This is a genomic window from Bradyrhizobium sp. 22, assembly GCF_000482425.1.
Classification (GTDB): Bacteria; Pseudomonadota; Alphaproteobacteria; order Rhizobiales; family Xanthobacteraceae; genus Bradyrhizobium; species Bradyrhizobium japonicum_B.
In genome coordinates, this window is the sequence record NZ_KI519399.1 from 4,704,903 (window position 1) to 4,725,511 (window position 20,609).

At 64.0% G+C, this 20,609-nt stretch carries 20 protein-coding genes and 1 tRNA gene; 9 read left to right on the top strand and 12 right to left on the bottom strand.

Going from position 1 to position 20,609, the window contains the following annotated elements:
• Positions 1 to 4: 4 nt before the first annotated feature.
• Positions 5 to 535 (bottom strand): gamma carbonic anhydrase family protein, encoded by a 531-nt coding sequence (locus K410_RS0124120; protein WP_028137246.1) that lies wholly within the window; start codon positions 533 to 535, stop codon positions 5 to 7.
• An 86-nt stretch (positions 536 to 621) separates the two neighbouring features.
• Positions 622 to 951 carry a DUF6949 family protein gene (locus tag K410_RS0124125; protein ID WP_028137247.1) on the bottom strand — a complete coding sequence of 110 codons (330 nt, stop codon included), beginning with the start codon at positions 949 to 951 and terminating at the stop codon, positions 622 to 624.
• Between the two features lie 222 nt (positions 952 to 1,173).
• Here K410_RS0124125 and K410_RS0124130 point away from each other — a divergent pair, with 222 nt between their 5' ends.
• Positions 1,174 to 1,881, top strand: a complete 708-nt coding sequence (locus tag K410_RS0124130; RefSeq protein WP_028137248.1) for a hypothetical protein — start codon at positions 1,174 to 1,176, stop codon at positions 1,879 to 1,881.
• A gap of 318 nt (positions 1,882 to 2,199) precedes the next feature.
• Positions 2,200 to 4,026: a caspase family protein gene (locus tag K410_RS0124135; protein ID WP_049820192.1), complete on the top strand. Its 1,827-nt coding sequence runs from the start codon at positions 2,200 to 2,202 to the stop codon at positions 4,024 to 4,026.
• Between the two features lie 238 nt (positions 4,027 to 4,264).
• Here the strand turns inward: K410_RS0124135 and K410_RS0124140 are convergent, their stop codons facing one another.
• Both K410_RS0124140 and cysE read right to left on the bottom strand, forming a co-directional pair.
• Positions 4,265 to 4,483 (bottom strand): DUF3126 family protein, encoded by a 219-nt coding sequence (locus K410_RS0124140; protein ID WP_007602550.1) that lies wholly within the window; start codon positions 4,481 to 4,483, stop codon positions 4,265 to 4,267.
• Positions 4,484 to 4,614: 131 nt separating this feature from the next.
• Positions 4,615 to 5,439, bottom strand: coding sequence for a serine O-acetyltransferase (gene cysE / locus K410_RS0124145; protein WP_028137250.1), 825 nt, complete (start codon positions 5,437 to 5,439; stop codon positions 4,615 to 4,617).
• 279 nt (positions 5,440 to 5,718) lie between these two features.
• Between cysE and K410_RS0124150 the strand changes: the two genes are divergently transcribed.
• Positions 5,719 to 7,077: a hypothetical protein gene (locus K410_RS0124150; protein ID WP_028137251.1), complete on the top strand. Its 1,359-nt coding sequence runs from the start codon at positions 5,719 to 5,721 to the stop codon at positions 7,075 to 7,077.
• 605 nt (positions 7,078 to 7,682) lie between these two features.
• Here the strand turns inward: K410_RS0124150 and K410_RS0124155 are convergent.
• From K410_RS0124155 to K410_RS0124160, 3 genes are all read right to left on the bottom strand, one after another.
• Positions 7,683 to 7,922: a hypothetical protein gene (locus tag K410_RS0124155; protein WP_155253570.1), complete on the bottom strand. Its 240-nt coding sequence runs from the start codon at positions 7,920 to 7,922 to the stop codon at positions 7,683 to 7,685.
• A 710-nt stretch (positions 7,923 to 8,632) separates the two neighbouring features.
• Entirely contained in the window at positions 8,633 to 8,842 is a 210-nt protein-coding gene (locus K410_RS38045; RefSeq protein WP_028180113.1) for a cold-shock protein, read from the bottom strand.
• 755 nt (positions 8,843 to 9,597) lie between these two features.
• Complete coding sequence (locus K410_RS0124160; RefSeq protein ID WP_028137253.1) at positions 9,598 to 10,011, bottom strand: hypothetical protein; 414 nt, start codon at positions 10,009 to 10,011, stop codon at positions 9,598 to 9,600.
• 107 nt (positions 10,012 to 10,118) lie between these two features.
• Between K410_RS0124160 and K410_RS0124165 the strand changes: the two genes are divergently transcribed.
• On the top strand, positions 10,119 to 11,054 hold the full coding sequence (locus tag K410_RS0124165) for a LysR family transcriptional regulator (RefSeq protein WP_028137254.1): 936 nt from the start codon (positions 10,119 to 10,121) through the stop codon (positions 11,052 to 11,054).
• Between the two features lie 449 nt (positions 11,055 to 11,503).
• Here K410_RS0124165 and K410_RS37190 read toward each other — a convergent pair whose 3' ends face one another.
• Complete coding sequence (locus tag K410_RS37190; protein ID WP_196236042.1) at positions 11,504 to 12,844, bottom strand: helix-turn-helix transcriptional regulator; 1,341 nt, start codon at positions 12,842 to 12,844, stop codon at positions 11,504 to 11,506.
• 259 nt (positions 12,845 to 13,103) lie between these two features.
• Here K410_RS37190 and K410_RS37195 point away from each other — a divergent pair, with 259 nt between their 5' ends.
• Both K410_RS37195 and K410_RS0124180 read left to right on the top strand, forming a co-directional pair.
• On the top strand, positions 13,104 to 13,718 hold the full coding sequence (locus K410_RS37195; RefSeq protein ID WP_063831430.1) for a hypothetical protein: 615 nt from the start codon (positions 13,104 to 13,106) through the stop codon (positions 13,716 to 13,718).
• A 192-nt stretch (positions 13,719 to 13,910) separates the two neighbouring features.
• On the top strand, positions 13,911 to 14,918 hold the full coding sequence (locus K410_RS0124180; protein ID WP_028137255.1) for a sodium:calcium antiporter: 1,008 nt from the start codon (positions 13,911 to 13,913) through the stop codon (positions 14,916 to 14,918).
• 8 nt (positions 14,919 to 14,926) lie between these two features.
• Here K410_RS0124180 and K410_RS0124185 read toward each other — a convergent pair whose 3' ends face one another.
• From K410_RS0124185 to K410_RS0124195, 3 genes are all read right to left on the bottom strand, one after another.
• The gene (locus K410_RS0124185) at positions 14,927 to 15,754 is read right to left on the bottom strand and encodes a universal stress protein (protein WP_028137256.1); all 828 of its coding nucleotides are present in this window, start codon (positions 15,752 to 15,754) and stop codon (positions 14,927 to 14,929) included.
• A gap of 230 nt (positions 15,755 to 15,984) precedes the next feature.
• On the bottom strand, positions 15,985 to 16,740 hold the full coding sequence (locus K410_RS0124190; protein WP_028137257.1) for an alpha/beta fold hydrolase: 756 nt from the start codon (positions 16,738 to 16,740) through the stop codon (positions 15,985 to 15,987).
• Positions 16,741 to 16,858: 118 nt separating this feature from the next.
• Positions 16,859 to 17,995: a hypothetical protein gene (locus K410_RS0124195; RefSeq protein WP_028137258.1), complete on the bottom strand. Its 1,137-nt coding sequence runs from the start codon at positions 17,993 to 17,995 to the stop codon at positions 16,859 to 16,861.
• A gap of 309 nt (positions 17,996 to 18,304) precedes the next feature.
• Between K410_RS0124195 and K410_RS0124200 the strand changes: the two genes are divergently transcribed.
• Together K410_RS0124200 and K410_RS0124205 are read left to right on the top strand one after the other, a co-directional pair.
• The gene (locus K410_RS0124200) at positions 18,305 to 18,550 is read left to right on the top strand and encodes a zinc-finger domain-containing protein (RefSeq protein WP_008562814.1); all 246 of its coding nucleotides are present in this window, start codon (positions 18,305 to 18,307) and stop codon (positions 18,548 to 18,550) included.
• Positions 18,551 to 18,569: 19 nt separating this feature from the next.
• Positions 18,570 to 19,772: an FAD-dependent monooxygenase gene (locus tag K410_RS0124205; protein WP_028137259.1), complete on the top strand. Its 1,203-nt coding sequence runs from the start codon at positions 18,570 to 18,572 to the stop codon at positions 19,770 to 19,772.
• A gap of 18 nt (positions 19,773 to 19,790) precedes the next feature.
• Here the strand turns inward: K410_RS0124205 and K410_RS0124210 are convergent, their stop codons facing one another.
• A complete protein-coding gene (locus K410_RS0124210) occupies positions 19,791 to 20,225 on the bottom strand; it encodes a hypothetical protein (protein WP_028137260.1) in 435 nt (144 codons plus the stop codon).
• Positions 20,226 to 20,398: 173 nt separating this feature from the next.
• On the opposite strand from K410_RS0124210, the gene K410_RS0124215 reads away from it, so the two are divergent.
• A tRNA-Leu gene (locus K410_RS0124215) sits at positions 20,399 to 20,487 on the top strand.
• The last annotated feature ends 122 nt before the right edge of the window (positions 20,488 to 20,609 follow it).

Sequence of the window (20,609 nt, forward strand, 5' to 3'; positions counted from 1 at the left end):
CTCCTCAACCGATCCGCTTCAGCCCCTGCTTGAAGCGCGGACCGTTGGCCGCGTAGAACTTCGCCGCGCTTCCCATCTTCTGCACCTGAGCGTCGTCGAGGGTGCGAAGCACGCGCGCCGGCGAGCCGATGATCAGGGAACGTTCGGGAAATTCCTTGCCCTCGGTGATGACGGAACCGGCCCCGACGATGCTGTTGCGGCCGATCCTGGCGCCGTTCATCACGATCGAGCCCATGCCGATGAGCGCGCCCTCCTCGATGCTGCAGCCGTGCAGGATGACGTTGTGGCCGACCGTGCAATTCCGGCCGACCACAAGCGGAAAGCCGAGATCGGTGTGGCAGGTCGAGCCGTCCTGCACATTGGCGCCCTCGCCGATCTCGATCCACTCATTGTCGCCGCGCAGCACGGCGCCGAACCAGACGCTCGCGCCCGGCTTCAGGCGCACCCGGCCGATCACGGTCGCGGTGTCCGCGATGAAATAATTGCCGTCGGCGGGAAGGTCGGGCGCCTGCCCGTCGAGCTCGTAGATCGCCATGGAGGTCTCCTGTCACGTCGCCCCAGCCATAGCGAAACGGCGGCGAGGAGGCAAAGGAACCGGCGCGCCGGCGATCCGGCCGCGCGTCAGCCCAGGACGCCGGCCGCGCGCAGCGTCATCAGGAAGAAGGTGCCGCTCATCATGCTCCAGAACCCGGCGATGACGGTTGCCATCATCACGAATTCGGCGCGGCGGCTTTCCAGCCGCCTGCCGCGCAGCGTGTTGCGCATGATGATGAAGGGCGCGGCGAACACCAGGAACGGCACCGCCGCGAAGGTCTTCGGCGCCACGCCGTCCTGCAACAGGCCGAAGCCGGCGGGGCGCTGCGCCAGCGCCTGGTATCCGTTCACGAGCGCGCCCGCGAGCGCGAAGCCAATGCAGATCGCAAAAAACGTATTGAGAGCTTCAGGTGTCATCGGAACGGTCCGCCCTTACGCAACGCCACCGCCTTCCTCTGACAAAGAGTGCGGGTTAACGCTACATTATCCTTAAGCGAAGGTTAACGCCGCCGCCTGTTCCGCGCAGGGCCGTCCCCGCCCGCCGCAGGTGCGGAACGCTGCGCGAAATCGCTGCCGCATGGCATATTCGCCGCTGATTCGCCGGCCGGCGGCCGGCGTCCGGATCTCTTGCGCCAGCTCATGACGGTGTTTTCGGAAGCTCCCTTCAGGTCCCCCCGCACGCGCACCCGGGCCCATGTCGTCCCGATCGTGCTCGGCGGCCTTGCCGCGGCCGGCGCGGTCGCGCTGGTCGCCTATTTGCTGTGGCCGACCTGGGGCCCGCGCGGCGCCAATGCCCCGGACAAGCTGCCGGTGAGCGTCGGCGGCACGCTGTTCAACCTGCCCGTGAACGCAATCCGCATGAAGATCCAGCGGCACTCCGGACCGCAGGAGCGCATCGATCTCGACTTCCTCTATCCCTCGCTGGAGCCGCCGGGCCCGCCCAAGCACGTCACCGCCGAGACGGTGGAAGCGGCAGTGCGATCGATCGACCGCATCTTCCTGTCGATCGCGGCCCATCACGATGCGCTCTCGCCCGAGCAGCGCACGGCCACGATCTATCCGCGCTATCTCGACCCGGCCGCAGCAAGCCCGGCGGACGGCCTGACCATGCGGATGTTCCGCAGCGACACGCCCTACGGCAGCGAGGATCTCTATTCCGCGGCAAGCCCCGCGCTGACCGCGCGCTGCACGCGCGATGGGGCAACGCCGGGCATGTGCCTGTCCGAGCGCCGCGTCGGCGGTGCCGACCTCACCTTCCGCTTCCCGCGTAGCTGGCTGTCGCACTGGCACGACGTGGCGGACGCGATGGACCGGCTGACCGCGCAGCTGCGCGGGCCGAAGGGGTGAGCGGAGCCGCCCTGCTCTGCCGCGAGATCGGCCGGGCGGCGCCCCCAAAACAAAAACTGCGAAAACAACCCCATGCACAGTAGCCAAGCATTGACGGCATTAGGCATTTTCGTATTTTTCGAATAGCCATTGACCCGACGGGCAAAGCAGGGGCAAAATGACATCCTGATGAGCTCGTTTGAATGATGCGGTTGCGCATCCTCCGCCGCCACCGGAATTGCCCGGGTCGCCGCACCAATGTGTGACTGGTGTCACTGATCATGGATTGCACTGGGGCATTGTGCGAGTAATCTGACGCTATTGCATTCGGGGGCTGGAATGCGGTTTCGGCTGTTGGTTTTGTTGATTGTTGCGAGCTGGCTCGGGACCGGTGCGGCGCTCGCCGAGAAGCGCGTCGCGCTCGTCATGGGCAACTCGGCCTACAAGAACGTGGCGCGGCTGGCGAACCCCGCGAACGATGCCGCGCTGGTCGGCGGCATGTTCAGGAAGGCGGGCTTCGACGCCGTCGACGTCAAGCTCGATCTCACTGGTTCGGAGATGCGCAAGGCGCTGCGCGAGTTTGGCGGCAAGGCGCGGGATGCCGGGGTCGCGGTGGTCTATTACGCCGGGCATGGCATCGAGCTGGACGGCGTCAACTATCTGATCCCAACGGACGCGACGCTGGAGACGGACAGCGACGTGCTGGACGAAACGATTGCGCTGGACCGCGCGCTGTTCGCCGTCGAGCCCGCCAAGCAGTTGCGCCTGATCATCCTCGATGCGTGTCGCGACAACCCGTTTGCCAAGACGATGAAGCGTACCATCGCCTCCCGCGCCATCGGCCGCGGCCTTGCCAAGGTCGAGCCGACCAGCCCGAACACGATGATCGCCTTCGCCGCGAAAGCGGGCTCGACTGCTTCGGATGGCGATACGAAGAACAGCCCGTTTGCCACCGCTCTGGTGGAACGCCTGCCCACGCCGGGACTCGACCTCGGCAAGGCCTTTCGATTCGTTCGCGACGATGTGCTCAAGAGCACCGGCAACAAGCAGGAGCCGTTTGTCTACGGCTCGCTTGGCGGCGATGACGTGGCGCTCGTCCCTGCCAAACCGGCGGCAGCGCCAGGCCCGCAAGCCGATGCGCGAGACGGCGTGCGTCGGGACTATGAACTGGCGCTCCAGGCCGGGAACCGCGACGCATGGGAAGCCTTCCTGCAGGCTTATCCCGATGGGTTCTATGCGGGCCTCGCCCGTGCGCAGCTGAAGAACGTCGCGGCCGAGGAGGCGCGCGCAGCCGCAGCCGCGAAGGCACGCCAAGCCGAAGATGAAAAGGCACGGCTCGCAGCCGAGCGCGCGAACAAGGCCGAGCAGGAGAAGGCGGCTACCGCCGCCAAGGCCGCCGAGAACGCCCGCCTTGCAGCCGAAAAGGCCAAACAGATCGAGGAGGCCAAGGCGGCCGCAGCAGAGCAGCGTAGGAAGGACGCAGAAGCAGCAGTGGCGAAGGCGCTGGCTGACAAGCAGGCCGCGGAGAAGGCGCTTGCCGATAGGTTGGCGAACGAAAAAGCCGCTGCCGAGAAGCAGGCGACCGAGAAGCAGCAGGTTGCAGACACCGCACAGAAAGTCGCGGCTGTCGCACCAACCTCATCACCGCCGAGCCTATCTCCACAAGAGACAGCGAAATTGGTTCAGTCAGAGCTGCGCCGTGTCGGCTGTCTGGCATCCGCAGCCGACGGCGACTGGAATGCGTCATCGCAACGTTCGCTGACGTTGTTCAACAAATATGCGGGAACGAAATTCGACGCCAAGCTTGCGAGCTTCGAGGCGCTCGACGCCATCAAGGCCAAGCCGGGCCGGGTCTGCCCCTTGGTTTGCGATCACGGCTTCAAGGCCGATGGCGATGCTTGCGTGAAGATTGCCTGCCGAGCCGGCTATCGCGTTAACGACGATAACGAGTGCGAGAAGGTGCAGGACAAGAAACCGGTCGCGACTCGCGAGGATACCAAGAAGCGAGACACGGAGCGCAAGCAAACAGAAGCTGCACCAGCGAAGCCGCAGTCGTCTGGTCAAATGGTCTGTGCCAGTGGAATCTGTCGTCCAGTTCGGTCAGGCTGTCGCCTTGAATCAACAAGCTCTGGCAGCGGCTACAGAAATGTCGAAGTCTGCAATTGAAGACGCGTGCCCGGTAAGTCCTGCTCTAGGTTGCTTCGCTTCGCTCGCCATCACGACGTTGAGAGAGCGCGCCTCGATCTCATCCGTGCCCGGACGCAACGCAGCGCCGCTTCGACGGTGCGCTGCGGAGCCGGGGCCCATGTCGCAGCGATGCGTTGTGTAGCTCTCTGGGTCCCGGCTCTGCACTGCAACGCTTATCGGCGTTGCAGTGCGTCCGGGACACGAGAGAGTGCCGAAACTATTCCTGATCGACCAGATCGTCCTCGAGGATCGCCATCTGGAACTGAAACGAACGATCGTCGTCCTCGTCGTCGACGAAGAGCACGCCGATGAATTCCTCGCCGATATAGACTTCGGCGGAATCGTCCTTCTTCGGCCGCGGCACGACGCGGATCTTGGGATTGCCGAATACGCGCTTCAGATACGCATCGAGCTTTCTGACTTCTTTGACGTCCACGGCAAGTCTCCGATCGAAAATGGCTGGCCGCGTTTTAGGACGAGATGCGGCGAACCGCCAGCATGAATTGCCAAAGAATTTGGGGACGGAAAGGGCCGGAAAATCCGGCCCTTCGCAGATCAAGGGCCCGCTCAGAGCCCCATCGCGTTGATCATCTGGTCCATGGTGCGCGACGGCTCGGCGCAGCCGGCTTCGCCGACGATCTTGGCCGGCACGCCCGCAACCGTGACGTTGTGCGGCACCGGCTTGACCACGACCGAGCCGGCGGCGATGCGCGCGCAATGGCCGATCTCGATGTTGCCGAGGATTTTTGCGCCGGCCCCGATCAGGACGCCGTGCCGAATCTTCGGGTGACGGTCCTCGTTCTCCTTGCCGGTGCCCCCTAACGTGACGCCGTGCAGGATCGAGACGTCGTCCTCGATGATCGCCGTCTCGCCGCAGACGAAGCCGGTGGCGTGGTCGAGGAAGATGCCGCGGCCGATGCGCGCGGCGGGATTGATGTCGGTCTGGAACACCGCGGAGGCGCGGCTCTGCAGATAATACGCGAAATCCTTGCGGCCCCTCAGATAGAGCCAGTGCGCCAGGCGATGGGTCTGGATCGCGTGAAAGCCCTTGAAGTAGAGCAAGGGATCGATGAAGCGCGAGGTCGCGGGATCGCGGTCATAGACGGCGACGAGATCGGCGCGAAACGCGTTGCCGAGATCGGGTTCGTCGCGCAGCGCCTCGCCATAGGCCTGGCGCACCAGCTCGCCCGACAATGCGGAGTGATCGAGCCGTTCGGCGACGCGGTGAACCACCGAGTCCTCCAGGCGGCTATGATGCAGCACCGACGAATAGATGAAGGTCGCAAGCTCCGGCTCGCGGCGGACGATGTCCTCCGCTTCGCCCCGGATCCGGTCCCAGATCGGATCGAGCGATGCGAGCTTTCCCCCCGGATTGACCTGATGCACTGCCATGGAATTTGCTCTCTCGAATGGGCGTCTTTTGTTGGCTGTATAGCACAGTCTAGGCGACAAAGTCCTGACGGGCTTGCCTGAGAGTGAACAGCACCTTGCCCCATAAGGCATGCCAAGACCTTGAAACACAACAGGTTCTTCCGACGCCCAAGCGGCAAGGTCGGCTCAAGGTGGTCAGAGTTTCGTCAAAATTCAAGCCGGGGCGGCGTCAAACTATTGGTGAATTCCCTCTGAGCCGTTATTGCGGTGATTGATCCGAAAGCGAGGCCGGGAGCGGATTTGAGCATCACCACCGATCAATTGCGCGCACGCGCCGCGGGGTCGTCTTGGCTGCGCGTAGCGGCAATGGCTTTGCCGCTCCTGATGCTCGCGCCGGCGTTCTGGAATGGCTATCCGCTGCTGCAATGGGATACCGGCGGCTATCTGGCACGCTGGTACGAGGGTTATCTCGTTCCCAGCCGCTCCACGGTGTTCGGGCTCTATCTGCATTATGGCGAGAGTTTTGGTTTCTGGACCAACCTCGCGGTCCAGTCGCTGGCGACGCTGTGGCTGCTGCAGCTCACCCTGCGCGTGCTCTCGATGATGCAGACCTTCCGCTTCGTCACGATCAGCCTGTGCCTGATCGTGGCGACCGCGCTGCCCTGGCTTGCGAGCATGCTGCTCACCGACATCTTCGCCGGGCTCTCGATCCTGTCGCTGTTCCTGCTGGCTACAGGCGCAGGCCGCACCTCGACGCTCGAGAAGATCTCGCTGTTCGTCTTCACCGCCTTTGCCGCGGCGACCCACAGCGCCACGCTCGGCGTGCTGCTCGGCCTTTGCATTGCGGGCTGGATGGCGCGGCCGTTCCTTAAGCAGCGCCTTCCGCTCAGTGGGCTGGCGCAGGCGAGCCTCACCATCATCGCGGGCAGCCTGATGCTGGTCTCGGCGAACTACGCGCTGTCCGGCAAGCTGGCCTGGACGCCCGGCGGCTATGGCGTCGCCTTCGGCCGCATGATGCAGGACGGCATCGTCGCGCGCTATCTTAACGACCGCTGCCCGCGCGAGCGCTACAAGCTCTGTCCCTATCGCAACGAGCTGCCGGCGACCGCCGACGAATTCCTGTGGGGCAAGAGCATGTTCAACACGCTCGGCCGCTTCGAAGGCATGAATGACGAGATGGGTTACATCGTCGTGCAGTCGATCAAGGATTATCCGGCCTGGCAGGCCGGCGCGGCGCTGCGGGCGATGGGCCAGCAATTGCTGCATGTCGCGACCGGCGAAGGCACCGACGGCTGGATCCCGCACACCCGCGGCATCATCGAGCGCTACATCCCCGCGCAAGTCCCGCCGATGCGCGCGGCGCGGCAGCAGAACTGGCAGCTCGACTTCACCGCGATCAACTGGCTGCACGTGCCGGTGGCGCTGGCCTCGATGCTTGGGCTGCTCGCACTGCTGGCGCATGCGCTGGCGAACCGCCGGCTCGACGATTTGACGCTGCTGGCGGCGACCGTAACGCTGGCGCTGCTCGGCAACGCCTTCATCTGCGCCGTCATCTCCGGCCCGCACGACCGCTACGGCGCGCGCATGGTGTGGGTTGCGACGTTCGTGGTGCTGATGGCGCTGGCGCGGCGGTTTGGCGAGGATGCCAAGGCGCGATGAGATTGGGGTGAAGCACCTTCGCGCTTGGTTCGTCCGAGCAGCTATCACATTTGTCGCAGAGCAGCACTCAGAACTGACCCGGCATTCAACAGCCTCTCCGAGTCGGCAAAGAAGTAGAGTCCGATAACAGCCCTTGGCGGGTCACCCGTGGCACCTGAGTCCGTTGTTGGCCCTTTGCGCCGGCTCGTCCAGCGCCGCCACGTCCGAGCCGAAGGGTAAGCCGGACCTCACAGGTGCCCCCCAAAGTCGGCGCGAACGACCCGAGGCGACATCCGGCCCCCGTCAGCATCTCTTGTCAGGTGCTGTTTCGGTCGGAACGCTACTGAAAATACGAAGTTGATCTTCCGTCACGACGCGCTCGATCTTCTCGGACTTGCCCCTGATGCGGTATCTAACTCGTCCATCGGACTCGATGGGCATGCATCGAATGATGGTATAAATCATCGGCGGTTCAGCGGTGGCACGTCCTTGTGGACCTTGGGGTTGGTGGCGAACGTCTTCATTCAACTTATAAGCATACGACATGTGTGACCTCAACGTTTGCGGCTTGGAGTGACCTAACGCGTACTGTCGGCTCTGGTTCGTAAGATCGAATACGAGATGCTCTAGTCCTCGAGAATGGATTTTGTAGCCTCGAATATCTGTTCCGCTGTGCCTTTGATCGTGCCCTTGGCCCAGGCCTGAAACACGGTCACGTAGGCGCTCTTGTAAGCCTCTTCGTCTGCAGAGAAGTAGACCTCATCTGTGACGGTATCCAAGACAAGCGCTCCTTTATCGATGCAAATTTCTTCGATTAGAACCAGTCGCTCTTCTTGCTCGGCGAGATGCCGTTTGACAATGCTCATTGAAACTCCTGCTTTGCGCTGATCCACGTTCTTCGGGTGATCGCCGCCCAATGCACACGCGAATGACTTCATAGAGAGCTGGAACAAGCCGCTGAGAGGAGTGAGCGACATCACCTAAGGCATGACGCGCCTGACACGGGAGAAAGATGGCTCAGCCGGCTGGGGGCGTTGGCGGACGAATGCGCCACGAACGTCTCATCCGATCGCCGGCTGCTGGTCCAATCTGCCAGTTGCATCATCCCTCGGACGGGGAATTCCGTACGGGACCGACAATCAACCTGTAGGTGGGCACCGAAGCAGTGTTCCACGATTCCAGGGGCGCGCCGCAAACCGTGCACTCGAAGCTTGCGATTTGCCGACTGGGGGCTATTTCCTCGGTTCGACTATAGACGGCGCCGCACCGACAGGATCGGTGATGAGATTCGATCATGCCGATCTATGCGCCCGAAAGACGAAACAAGCTACGTCCAAATTCGATTTGGCTATTGAGCTCCGAGACAGAGACGCCTCGTCGTTTCACCTTCTCGGTCCGTTCAAGTTTTGCTGGGCAACCACCGGGCCGAATGTCGAAGAGAAGCTACGACAGCTCACTTGACGGTCGCTTCCACGGGTTGAAGCAAGAACCCCGCCCTGATGACTCAGGCGGGGGGGGGACCACAAGCTCTGCCAGTACATCCGTGGCTAGAGCAACAGGTCTGTCGTGCTCTTAACTAAGCAGCACGAAGATTTTCGGCAGCGGACTTGCCCGTACGACGGTCCGCGACAACGTCGTAAGACAGCGTCTGACCTTCGTTCAGGGTGCCCATTCCGGCGCGTTCGACCGCGCTGATATGAACAAAAACGTCGTTGCTGCCGTTTGCCGGCTGGATAAAGCCGAAGCCCTTTTGGGTGTTAAACCACTTCACTGTACCTGTATTCATCGGGTCTTCCTTTCGCATACGCGCAGGAGCTGGCGCGCGGACTTGCGGCCAGTGTTCCAGTTTGTCGATGTTGGAGAATGTCTGAAACGTGCGCGCCGTCAGGACCTGAGGCGAAAGCGGAACAGTTGTTCGGCCAGTATCGATGCTTGAGACCATACATCAATAGTTGTGAGACTTCAAGGAGAAGCCAACAGCACTTCTTATCATGGTTTGTGTCCTAGTCCGGTAGTTGAAATCCGTGGTGACTGATGCGGAAGCGACCTCGGGCGCTCGGAGTTGTAAAATGCTCTTCGTCGGCGCGACAAAATTGAGGCTGACGACAAGTTGCTCGAAATGCTTCCCTGAGGTTCCCTTTTCGCGCGCTTTCCTGCATAGTTCGGCATGGCAAAAGCAAAAGTAGACTTCAAACCACTTCGTAACTCAGAGGGCGACTGGACTATTGTTGCCGAGTACCCCGGCGCAGAACCCCGAGAGATCACGGGCTTCACGAGCAAAGCCGAGATCGACGATTGGATGAACGGGGAGCGCCGGATCGCTTGGCTCCGATCACAGGGTTACGCGAAGTGACGTGGTGATCCCTTCTTCCAACTGTCGCATTGTCGCTTCTGGCTTGTGGCGAAGATCTGGCCGTCATCGCTATTCTAGCCCGCTTGATTGGCTGGGTTATCGCTGACGGCCGAAGTTCTCGTCGCGGCAAGTCTGACAGCTCTGGTCAGGGCCAATGATTGTGCACAGTCACCGTTCTCAGTAATTTTTCAAATTGCCTTGGCGAGCGCAATCAGCCGAAAATCCTCGAGCGCCGCGTGCCGATGCGGAGCGACGTCGCGCTGGTAGATCTCGGTGTCGACGATCGCGCGGAAGGTGGCGAAGTCGCCGTATTCATTGATCGCCGCTTCGTCCCAGCGTTCGCCTGGCGAGCCGACGATGGGCGCCAGGACCGGGACGGAGAATACCCGCACCAGCGGCTTACCGGCCGCCAGACGCCGGAATGCCGGCCTGTAGCGTTCATTGAAGGCTTCGCGGCCTGAGCAGGGCGCGGCGTCGAAGCCATCCTCGTAACGCGCCTGAGCGCGGTAGCGCAGCAGATTGAGCATGTAAACCGGCTGGCCGGGTGGAATCGCGCGCTCGGCGGCGTCGAGAGCTTGCAGAGTGATTTCGATCGGGTTCATCGGACTTCCCATGTTTCGAGCGCCGCAGAATGCGCGCTGACGCTCTCCAATTAGAGGGTTCGGAAAGGCTCTTGTAGTGACTGGGCAGCCATGATTGTTTGGACTGCATGTCCACAACGACCTTGCCTCCCGATCTCTCCCGTCTGCTCGCCTTCGTCCGCGTGGTCGAGGCGGGCTCGTTCGCCGAGGCGGCGCGGCGGGCGGGGACGACCACCTCGGCGATGTCCAAGGCGGTTGCCCGCCTGGAACAGGCTCGCGGGGTGCGGCTGTTGCATCGCTCCACCCATTCGTTGGCGCTGACCGACGAGGGCGACCGGCTGATGACGGCGGGACGCGCGCTGGTCGAAAGTCTCGCCATTGTGCAATCCGCGCTCGGCGACGTCGCGCGCGACGATGGCGGACGGGTGCGCGTGACCGCCCCCGCCTCGTTCGCGCGCGCCTGCATCCTGCCGCGGCTGCCCGCATTCCTGCGGGAACGGCCGGAAATCGAGATCGAGGTCAAATTCCGCAACGAGATTCTCGATCTCGCCGCGGAAGGCGTCGACGTCGCGATCCGCTCAGGGCCCCTCGACCGCACGCCCGGCCATCAGGCGCGGCGGCTTTGCACGTTCTCCTGGATCGCCTGCGCCTCGCCCGCCTATCTGAAGGCGCGCGGCGGGCCGGCCACTCCCTTTGAGCTTTCCGCGCACGACCATGTCGGCTTCCGCAATCCCGCGAGCGGTCAGATCCTGACCTGGCGCTTCGCCGACCCGCGCGGCAAAGCACCCATTCGCCTCACGCCCAAGCCCAAGCACATTTGCGACGACGCGCATGCCTCGCTCGCGTTGATCGCGAACGGGTTCGGCATCGGCTGGGGGCCGGCGTGGCTGGTCCACGAAGACATTCGCGCCGGCCGGCTGGTCGAGGTGCTGGCGCCCTGGCGCGCGCCTGGGGAGCCGCTGTGGATGCTGCGCAGCTCGGGACGCCGCCCGCCCCTGCGCACACAGCGCGTCATGTCGTTCCTCAACACGCTTCCCGCCGCGTTCAGCGACAAGGCAGCGTGAGGCATCGGCCGTCAGCGAAATCTGGGCACCGAGAACCGAGCTCCAGCTCCCAGGAATTGGGACTCGCTATGCTGGAAGCCGCGACCGATAGGGCGCGGTCAGAAGCAGCATGAAAAGCGCTCTTTCAGCCTGGTACTTGGCGGCGGGTCGACTTGCTTCCCGGCCCTGCGCCGCGACGGCTCCTTGGCTGGTGCAGACGCTCCAGGCCCATCTTTTCCGCCTGCGCTGCACCAGGACCACCTCGAATATCGGAAACTCCGGACTGACCATTGCTGCCGCTTCTCGCCCAATATCCAACCAAACAAACTTGAACCCGGAGGATGGACTTGAGTCTTCACCCATTTGGGTGAAGAGGGAGTTCGCGCATACCGGGGCAAAGTCTGATCCAGACCGCCGCGTGTCGGACGGGACGGGCGATGAGGGGATATGCCCGCGGATGGAAAAACCGTCTAGCCGCCACGCAATGCCTTGCCGGCGAGCAGGCTGACGAGCTCCTGCTGACGTGAAAGTCCGGTCTTTGAAAGCACGGCCTTGAGCTGCGTGCGCACTGTCTCTCGTGCAACGCCGAACGTCGCTGCGAGTGCGTCGATCGATGCGGCCTGTGCAACGCCACGTGCGACCTGGGCCTCTGCCGGCGTCAGGTCGAAAAGCCCTTGCAGGACTTCCGCACTCGGTACCGCGCCGCGATCGACCGGGGTCACGACGAGCATGAAGGTGGCTCGCGTGAAGACATCGCGCGCCGATCCGCGCACCGGGATGACATGCAGGACCATCGGGACGCGATCGATCGCCGCTGCGATGGCGACGGACTTGACGATCCTGCTGTTGCCGACCAGCGGAGCTCCCACCGCTGCCAGGAACAACTCGTCCGCGGCAGCATCGGTCAAAGTCAGCCGCTCGGCGCGGTCGTGGAACAGCGACGGCATCAGCGCTTCGAACAAGCCGTTTGCCGCGAGCAATCGGCCGCGTTCGCGCAAGATTGCTCCGGGCAGCCCGATCGCCTGCAACGCATCGGCTTGCGCGCGCGCCTGCTCGAAACCAAGGCGGCTTGCGGTCAGTGACGCCCGCGCCAGGTGTGGCCGCAAGTCATCGAGGAACGAGACGACGTCGCGCGGCACCGGCCCATTGTCCTGGTGTCGCGGCATGACGATCGCGATCGAATCGCCGCTCGGTATCGGGATGATCGTCCCGGCTCTGTAGCCGAGCCCGTGCCTGCGGTAGAAGTCGCGGTACACTTCATTGGTCGCGATCTCCTCGTCCGACAGGAGGTCTCCATCATTGAGGAAGCCGGCGTAGTTGAGCGCGGCGGCACGCGGCAGCAACGGATCGCGCTCACTCCATCCCTCATTCAGGAAAAGCGGCATGGTCTGGTCGAAATTATTGGAGTTGACCGCACTGATGTAGCCGTCGCGTACTGCGAAAAGCAGGCCGCCATTGCCGCCGATAGCGAGACCGATTTCGCCGAGGACCTCGGGCCACAATGACGGTATCAGCCCGGCCTCGTAGATGCGATCAATCAGACGATCGAGATGCCCAGATCCACTCATGCGCTGCGCGAAGGAACCAATGGCACAATTATAGCTGGATGACCAAGGGACGCAATCAGCCACGTGGAGCGGGGCCCGAGATCCTGCGGTGGAACCAGCTGGCTCGTAAATCCCTGCCGTGGGTATCGCCCAGGTGGTGCGCGGTCCAGCGACCCGGCTGGCGTCTCCTCGCCTCGGACAACATGCCCTCATCCTCGCCGTGCCAAGAACTCCAGCACGCCGGTCTTGTGGACCTTTCGCCAAGCGCGCCGGCCCTGCTCGGCAACGCCTTCATCTGCGGCGCGTCTCCGGCCGGCACGACCGCTACGGCGCGCGGATCTTGCCCGGCTCGCCGGCCAGCGCAGCCGGAGCGGCTCCGGCAGTATAGGCATTTCAGCAACCTCGTGTTTAGCGCTGTGAACCTCTTCTACGGAGAAGAAGAGACGCTTAGGATCGATCGGCCTCCATGACCGGCATCGACGTGAAGCGCGTGAGAGTGACAAGCCCGGAGCAATGACGACCAATGAATGACCAAACATCCGAGGAGGTCATCGAACTCCGGGTCGACGACATCGCCCAGCTCTTTCACACGCTCGATCCCTTCCCGTTTCGCGAGCGCGACCTCGATCGAGAGGCGGAAGAGTACATTATCGGCTGGGCGCGAGAGCTGGCGGGGCAGAAGGCGATCCGGATTCGGATCCATCATCCCGACACTGATCTGCAGGTGAAGGCGGCGCTGGAGCTCCGCGAAGCCTTTCGCCACTATTTTGCGGATCGGGCGGAGGCAACCCAAAGAGATATCAATGAATTGTTCAGAATAGGCCGCCGGTCGCTGGCGATCGGGCTTGCCATTCTGATCACGTGTTTGCTCGTGGCGCATTTCGTCGTTGGCGCGTTTGTTGCCAACCCCTTGCGGCGTCTGCTTGAGGAAAGCCTCTTGATCCTGGGTTGGGTTGCGAACTGGCGCCCGTTGGAGATATTTCTGTACGACTGGTGGCCGCTGGTTCGCCGGCGCGATCTGTACCGGCGCCTCTCTCAGGCTATCATCGAAAGCCGACCGCGTATTGACGAGCGGAGCCCAGCCAGTGGGTCAGGGACTCAAGCCGGTTCAAAGCCAGAACGCGTGCAGTCAAGCTAAGTCGGTCCCTATGGAGCCACGGAATCGTCGATATTCGTCTCGTGGATCGTGCGCACGCGCTGCCGTCGGTCCCAGCCGCGCTCTGCTCGCGTCATCGCCAACGGCGGACGATGTGGCAATCATCGTTAGCAGCCAATGGCTGCTAGTTCGGGTCGACCGCGCATCGTCCTGCCTGCTGGTCGAGGTCGCTCAATGAATGCCGCGTTGCCTTGGTTCGAGTTTGCCCTCTGTGTCATCATGATCGGCTTGGCCGGGCCCGTGCTGACGCGGTACGGCGATGCTATCGCGCGGCTGACAGGACTGAGCCGCTCCTGGATCGGCCTGGTCCTGCTCGCGACAGCAACTTCGTTGCCAGAATTGTTCACGGGGATCAGCTCGGTTGCCATCGCGCGGGTACCCGACATCGCAGTCGGAGACGCACTGGGCAGTTGTGTCTTCAATCTTGCGATGTTGGTTCTGCTCGACGAGCTGAGCCGCAACGAACCCTTGTACCGGCGAATCGACCAGGGACACGTGCTAACGGCGGGGTTTGGTATCGTCCTGATCGGAACCGTGGGTGCCATCATTCTGATCGGTCGCGGATCTCTGAGTGTGGAACTGTTCCATATCAGCATCTACACGCCGCTTCTCGTCCTGCTCTACCTCGTCGCAATGCGCGCGGCCTTCGAATACGAGCGGCGCACACCCCCGCTTCCACAGACCGTCCAGACCGGATCTGACGTCACCTTGTCCGAGGCGCTGCTGCGTTATGCCGGAGCCGCCGCGGTGATCGCCGCCGCCGGAACCTGGTTGCCGTTCGTCGGAGCGCAAATCGCCGATACGATGGGCTGGCAGACAAGCTTCGTCGGCACTCTGCTGATCGCCGCGGCGACGTCGATCCCCGAGCTGGTCGTGAGCATCAGCGCGCTGCGGCTCAAGGCCGTCGACATGGCGATCGGCAACCTCCTCGGCAGCAATCTGTTCGACGTGCTCGTGCTTGCGATCGACGACCTCGCCTATCGCGACGGACCCCTGCTGTCCTCGGTGTCGCCCGTCCACGCAATCTCGGCCTTCGCGGCCGTCGTCATGTCGGGAATCTTCATCATCGCGATCCTGTACAAGCCGGAGACCCGCATTCGCGGCACAGTCGGTTGGGTCAGCATCGCCCTATTGGCTGTCTATCTGTTCAGTGCGTACGCCGCGTATCTGCACGGGCACTGACGCGCCCTCTAGTGGAAAAGGAACAGGGGACAAGGCGGCCGCTCGACCAATCGCCGCGTCGTCGAGCCAAACAACGCGTTGCTCCAGCCGCGATGGCCAAACGCGCCCATCACCAGCAAACCGATACTCCGATCAATCACCTCAATTCGGATCGCCTCGGATGGGTCCACCGACGACTCGATCGGAACGACCGTACAGTGTACTTCATGGCTCCGTAAGAACTCAGCCGCAGCATGAGCGCGTCGGGTCGCAAGCTCCGAGTCCGCCGCGATCGACGTCACGTGCACGCGAGCCTCGCGCCACAATCCCAGAAGCGCGTACATCTGCAAGGCGCGCATGGCGGGCAGGCTGCCATCATATGCGACCAGCACGTCGCTGGGACAGCGATAGTCGTCGCCGCAGATGACGACTGGCCGCGGCGATAGCAGCAGAAGACCGGATACCAATTCCGGCAAAGCCGCAGGCGGGTCGACTGAAAAGGTGGTATCGTGGCCCGTGACGATCAAATCTCGCGTCTCAGAAGCCGCACGGAAGACCTCGGGTGGATCACCTTCGAAAGAGAGCCACGAGAACTCGACGCCCCTCGCATCACATGCTGCAGCGTATGACGCGTGCATCCGCGCGTTGTTCTCGACCGCTTGCCGTCCCCGGATCTCTTCGAGCTTGGCTTGATACGCCGATGCGCCGATGCCGCCAATCATCGGAACAGTGAGGGAAGAGAGATCGATTCCAGAGAGACCGGAAACGAGCACCCCGCCGGAACGGGCGAGATCGAATGCAAGCTCCCGCGCGCAAAGCGAGGACGCCGTCTGGCCGAGAAGAAGAAGAATGCGCATTGATCCGCTCCAGTGATGCTAGGCAGCAGCTCTGCTTGTGACACCCTCCAGATCCAGCCTAGCGGAAGACGGGGCAAGCTGCATGACGCAGATCAATGAACCTTCACGTCTGGAGTTGGGCCGTTGCGCTTGAAGAGATGAACGGTTGCCTCAAAGGGAGCGGACAGCCCCCCGTGGCGCGACATTTCAGGATAGTTCGGCAACAACCTCGTCACTCGGACAACCTGCCCTCACCCCCGCCGTGCCAAGAAATCCAGCACGCCGTTCTTGTAGACCTTGTCGCCGACCGCGCGCATGTGGTCGCGATTGGGAATGTCGAGCACTTCGGAGCCTGGGATGATGGCGCCGAGCGCGCTGGCGGAGCCGGCGACGTCGTCGGTCGAGCCGACCGCGATCAGCACCGGCACGTCGATGCGCGCGGCTTGCTCCCGGGTCATGAGGTCGCGCGTGCCGCGCAGGCAGGCGGCGAGCGCACGATGATCGGAGCGGGTCTGGTCGGCGAAGGCACGGAAGGTCCGGCCCACGGGATCGGTGACCTCGTCGAGCGAGGGCGCCTCCAGCGCTTTCGCCACGTTCTCGCCGGGCCCGGTGCCTTCGATCAGGCCGCCGATGCCGATGCCGCCGAGGATCGCCGAGCGCAGCCGCTGCGGCTCGTTGAGCGAGAGCCACGCCGCCATCCGCCCGCCCATCGAATAGCCCATGATGTCGGCCTGCGGGATGGCGAGATGATCCATCAGCGCCAGCACGTCGCCGGCCATGGTCGGAATCGAATATTGCGCGGGCTCGTAGAGCTTCGCGCTTTCGCCGTGGCCGCGATTGTCGAGCGCGATGACGCGGCGGCCGTTCTTGCGCAGCTCCGAGACCCAGGTCGGATAGACCCAGTTCACGTTCTTGCTGGAGGCAAAGCCGTGCACCAGGATGATCGGATCGCCCTCGCCTTCGTCGAGATAGGCAATTTCAACAGCGCCGTTGTGAAAGCTCGGCATCTTTCAGTTCCGTGAGGGTGTTGAGGGAATGAATTGATCTTAGACCACGATCCGGAAAAGTGTGCAGCGGTTTTCCGGCAACATCGTGCTCAAACAATAGCCCGAAGCGGCTCGCGCCTCAGGCCGTTGCGACCGCGTTGGCGAGCGCGGCCTCGGTTGCGATCCGCGCCTTGCGCAGGCGGCGCGCCCGCCTGCGGTCGCACCAGGCCTGGGTCAGGCGCTCGGTGGTCGCCTTGATGGACGACAGCAGACCGAACAGCGTCAACACCGCGCCGAACAGCCACATCGCCAGGTCGAAGGCGCCGCCGATCAAGAGCAGCGCGCCGCGGCCGAGCAGCTTCATGACCGCACGCGTCTTGCTGCCTTGCGCTTCGGCAAGCCGCGCCGCGCGCGCGACGTCCTTCGGACCTTCGGCGATGCGCAACGTATCCATCGCCCCGCGCGTGCCGGTCTTCCCGGCGACGCGGGTGACGTCCTTGCCCAGCCGCACCAGTGCGCCGGCCTTCTCGGCCCGGAACGCAGCCTTGATCGCGCTCACCGTCTCGCCCGGACGGAGCACCGATCCCCTGGCGACCGCATTGCGGAGCATCGGCGTGTCGACGACCTCGCGCGCGGAGCGGCCGGCCCATGTTGCGAGCCCCTCGCCGAGCCGCCCGACCTTGCGCGCATCCTTCACCAGCGTCAGTCCGGCGCGCACCGGCGCCGCACCGCCGGCGGACACATAGGTTGCCGCCGTCACCGCAAGGCCGGCGGCCGCAAGCCCGAGCACGAGGCGATCGGTGTCCTCGCCCATGGCGAGGTGCTTGCCTTCCCGGACGATGTCCCTGATGTCGCCAAACACGAAGAGATCGCCGGCCACCGTTCCCGACAGGCTCGCGACATCGTCGGCATTGCCGGTCACGAGGCCGGTGGCAAATCGCTTGGCAAATTGCGACGTGGAATTCTCGGCCTTGACCGCATCGCTGACGCGGCTCAACAGGTCGTCCGGCAGCGCGATGTTGCGATCGCGCGCCAGCGCGACGAAACTGTCGGCGAGATCGGAGTCTCCGGCCGCGAGCGCGGCCTCGATGTTGTCCTGAACCACCCGCTCGTTCTGCCGCAGCAGCGCATCGAGCTTCAGCTCGGAGAGCGCGGCCGGATCGTCCTGGGCGGCGAGGATCGCGCCGGCCTCACGAGCATGCGGCGCCACCTGCGCGAGCAGGAAGCTGCACGCGGCAATGCCCGCCAACGCCGTACTGATTCGCAGCCACTTCATGTGGAACAGCCCGGATGCCCCTGGGATCGCTCGCGCCGACAATTCGTCTTTCGTCTCGAATGCACGCGCCCACACAGAGATAGTATGCCAAAATTGCGACACAACGTCCCCGACGAAAGAAGGGCTTCTCTCAGGCCGCAAGATTGTGTCGAATTTGCATGAGCAAATGAGCATGGGGCAATTGCGGAGCTTTCGGTTCCGCCGGACTAGCAATCAGCTGCACCCGCCAGTATGGTCCGCGGCGCCTTAAAGATGCCGCGTCAGTTCTTGATTGTGTCTGCCGCCATTGCCACTCCAGGATGAGTTACGATGTCCGACCATGTCGTCCCGCACTTCCACAACGATGCCGGTGTCCCCGTCATCGAGATCGGCTCGCAAGAGTTCATGTGTGTGGGCGCCAACCCTCCGTTCGACCATCCGCACGTCTTCCTCGACCTCGGCAACGACAACGAGATCATCTGCCCCTATTGCTCGACGCTGTACCGCTTCGCGGCCGACCTGAAGCCGGGCGAAGCCCGCCCGCCGGAATGCGTCCTGAAGGACAAGGTGGCCTGACCGCTTCCGTCGGTCAGGGGTGGCGCTCTCCCGAACGATTGTCATCGCCGGTGCCGGTATCGGTGGCCTGACGGCCGCGCTTGCGCTCGCGGCCCGCGGGTTCCGCATCGTCGTGCTGGAAAAGGCCGAGCGCCTCGAGGAAGTCGGCGCCGGCCTGCAACTCTCCCCCAATGCCAGCCGCGTGCTGGTCGAGCTCGGCCTCACCGAGCGCCTCAAGCTGCGCGCCGTCGTCCCGGAAGCGGTCTCGATCATGAGCGCACGGGCCGGGGGCGAGTTGCTGCGCATGCCGCTCGGCGAAGCCGCCTCGCTGCGGGCCGGCGCCCCCTATTGGGTGGTGCACCGCGCCGACCTGCAATCGGCGCTGGCCGGCGCCGTTGCCGATCATCCCGATATCGACCTGAAGCTGGGCGCGACCTTCGAGGACGTCGCGCCGCACGCCAAGGGACTGACGGTGGTCCATCGCAGCGGCACGATCCGCCGCAGCGATCTCGCCAGCGCCCTGATCGGCGCCGACGGCATCTGGTCGACGGTCCGCCAGCATCTGTTTCCCGAGGTGCAGCCGCGCTTCTCCGGGCTGATCGCCTGGCGCGGCACGCTCGATGCCACCCAGCTGCCGAAGGACTACACCGCGCGCCGGGTGCAGCTCTGGATGGGCCCGAACGCCCATCTGGTCGCCTATCCGATCGCCGGCGGACGCCAGATCAACGTGGTGGCGGTGCTGCCGGGCACCTGGAACATTCCGGGCTGGAGCACGCCCGGCGATTTTCGCGAGGTGATGGACGCTTTCGCCGCCCCGCGCTGGCCGCCGTCGGCGCGGATGCTGCTCGCCCCGGTCGACAGCTGGCGGAAATGGGCGCTGTTCGGCGTGCCCGACGGCTGTCCCTGGAGCAAAGGGCCGGTGGCCCTGCTCGGCGATGCCGTGCATGCGATGCTGCCCTTTGCAGCCCAGGGCGCCGGCATGGCGATCGAGGATGCCGCGGTGCTCGCCCGTCATCTGAGCCTTGAAGCCGCCGAGAGCAGCGCTGATATCGCCGCGGCGCTGAAGCAGTACGGCCGGGCGCGCGAGGCGCGGGTGCGTCGGGTGCAGCGCACCGCGCGGCAGCAGGGCCGCATCTATCATCTCAGCGGGGCGCTGGCGATCGCGCGCGATGTTGCGATCCGCGCGCTCGGTCCCGAGCGCATGCTGGCGCGGCAGGACTGGATCTACGGCTGGCGGCCGTGAACCGGCGCGGCCGCGGTCTCAGCGTGCCGTTCGGCCGGATTTCGGAGCAGGCTTGACCGCTGCGGCCGGCGCAGCCGCCGGCTCGGCGGGCGGTGCCGCCGCCTCCATGTCGCTCTCGCGGCATCTGTTCCTGCGCCAGGTCTCTTCGAGCAGCTTCTGCTGGCCCCGCGCCGCGACGTAATCGTTGCGATAGGCGAGCTCTGCGACCACGACGCCCCCCGTCCCCGTCTCGGCCTTCGCCATCAGCCGCTCGAGCTCCTGGATGCGGATGACGAGATTTTTGCGTTCGGGGGCAAGCTGCTTGCAATCCCAGAGGTCGTAGCGGGCCGGATCCACGAAGGCCGGGCTGATGGTGTCGCTGACGCTCGCGCAGCCGGCGAGCGCCGCGCAGAGCAGGCCCAGCGCAAGCAGTCCGCGCCCGGAGCGACAGCGGGAGAGAAACGAATCAGGCATGTCGGATGAACAGTCCCCGTGGATGAGAATGCCTAAAGCAATAACACATGTCCGGATTGAGGCTTTGCCTTGTGCCGCCGGCTCGCTTAGAGAAGAAACGTCCCCCGGTGACGCAAAGCGCCAATTCCAGACCGCCGGCGATGGACTTAAGTGTTTGATCTCGTTGGATCAAAGCGGGCATGGCGGAATTGGTAGACGCAAGGGACTTAAAATCCCTCGGTGCGCAAGCGCTGTGCCGGTTCGACCCCGGCTGCCCGCACCACGAGATCTGACGCTGGCCCCGCCGCCGCCTCCGCCTCCGCCTCCGCCTCCGCAGGCGGGCTCGCAGCCGCGCCGGGCACGCAAGCTTTCGTTTACCAAGCCGCCCTTCCGCGTGCCGAATCC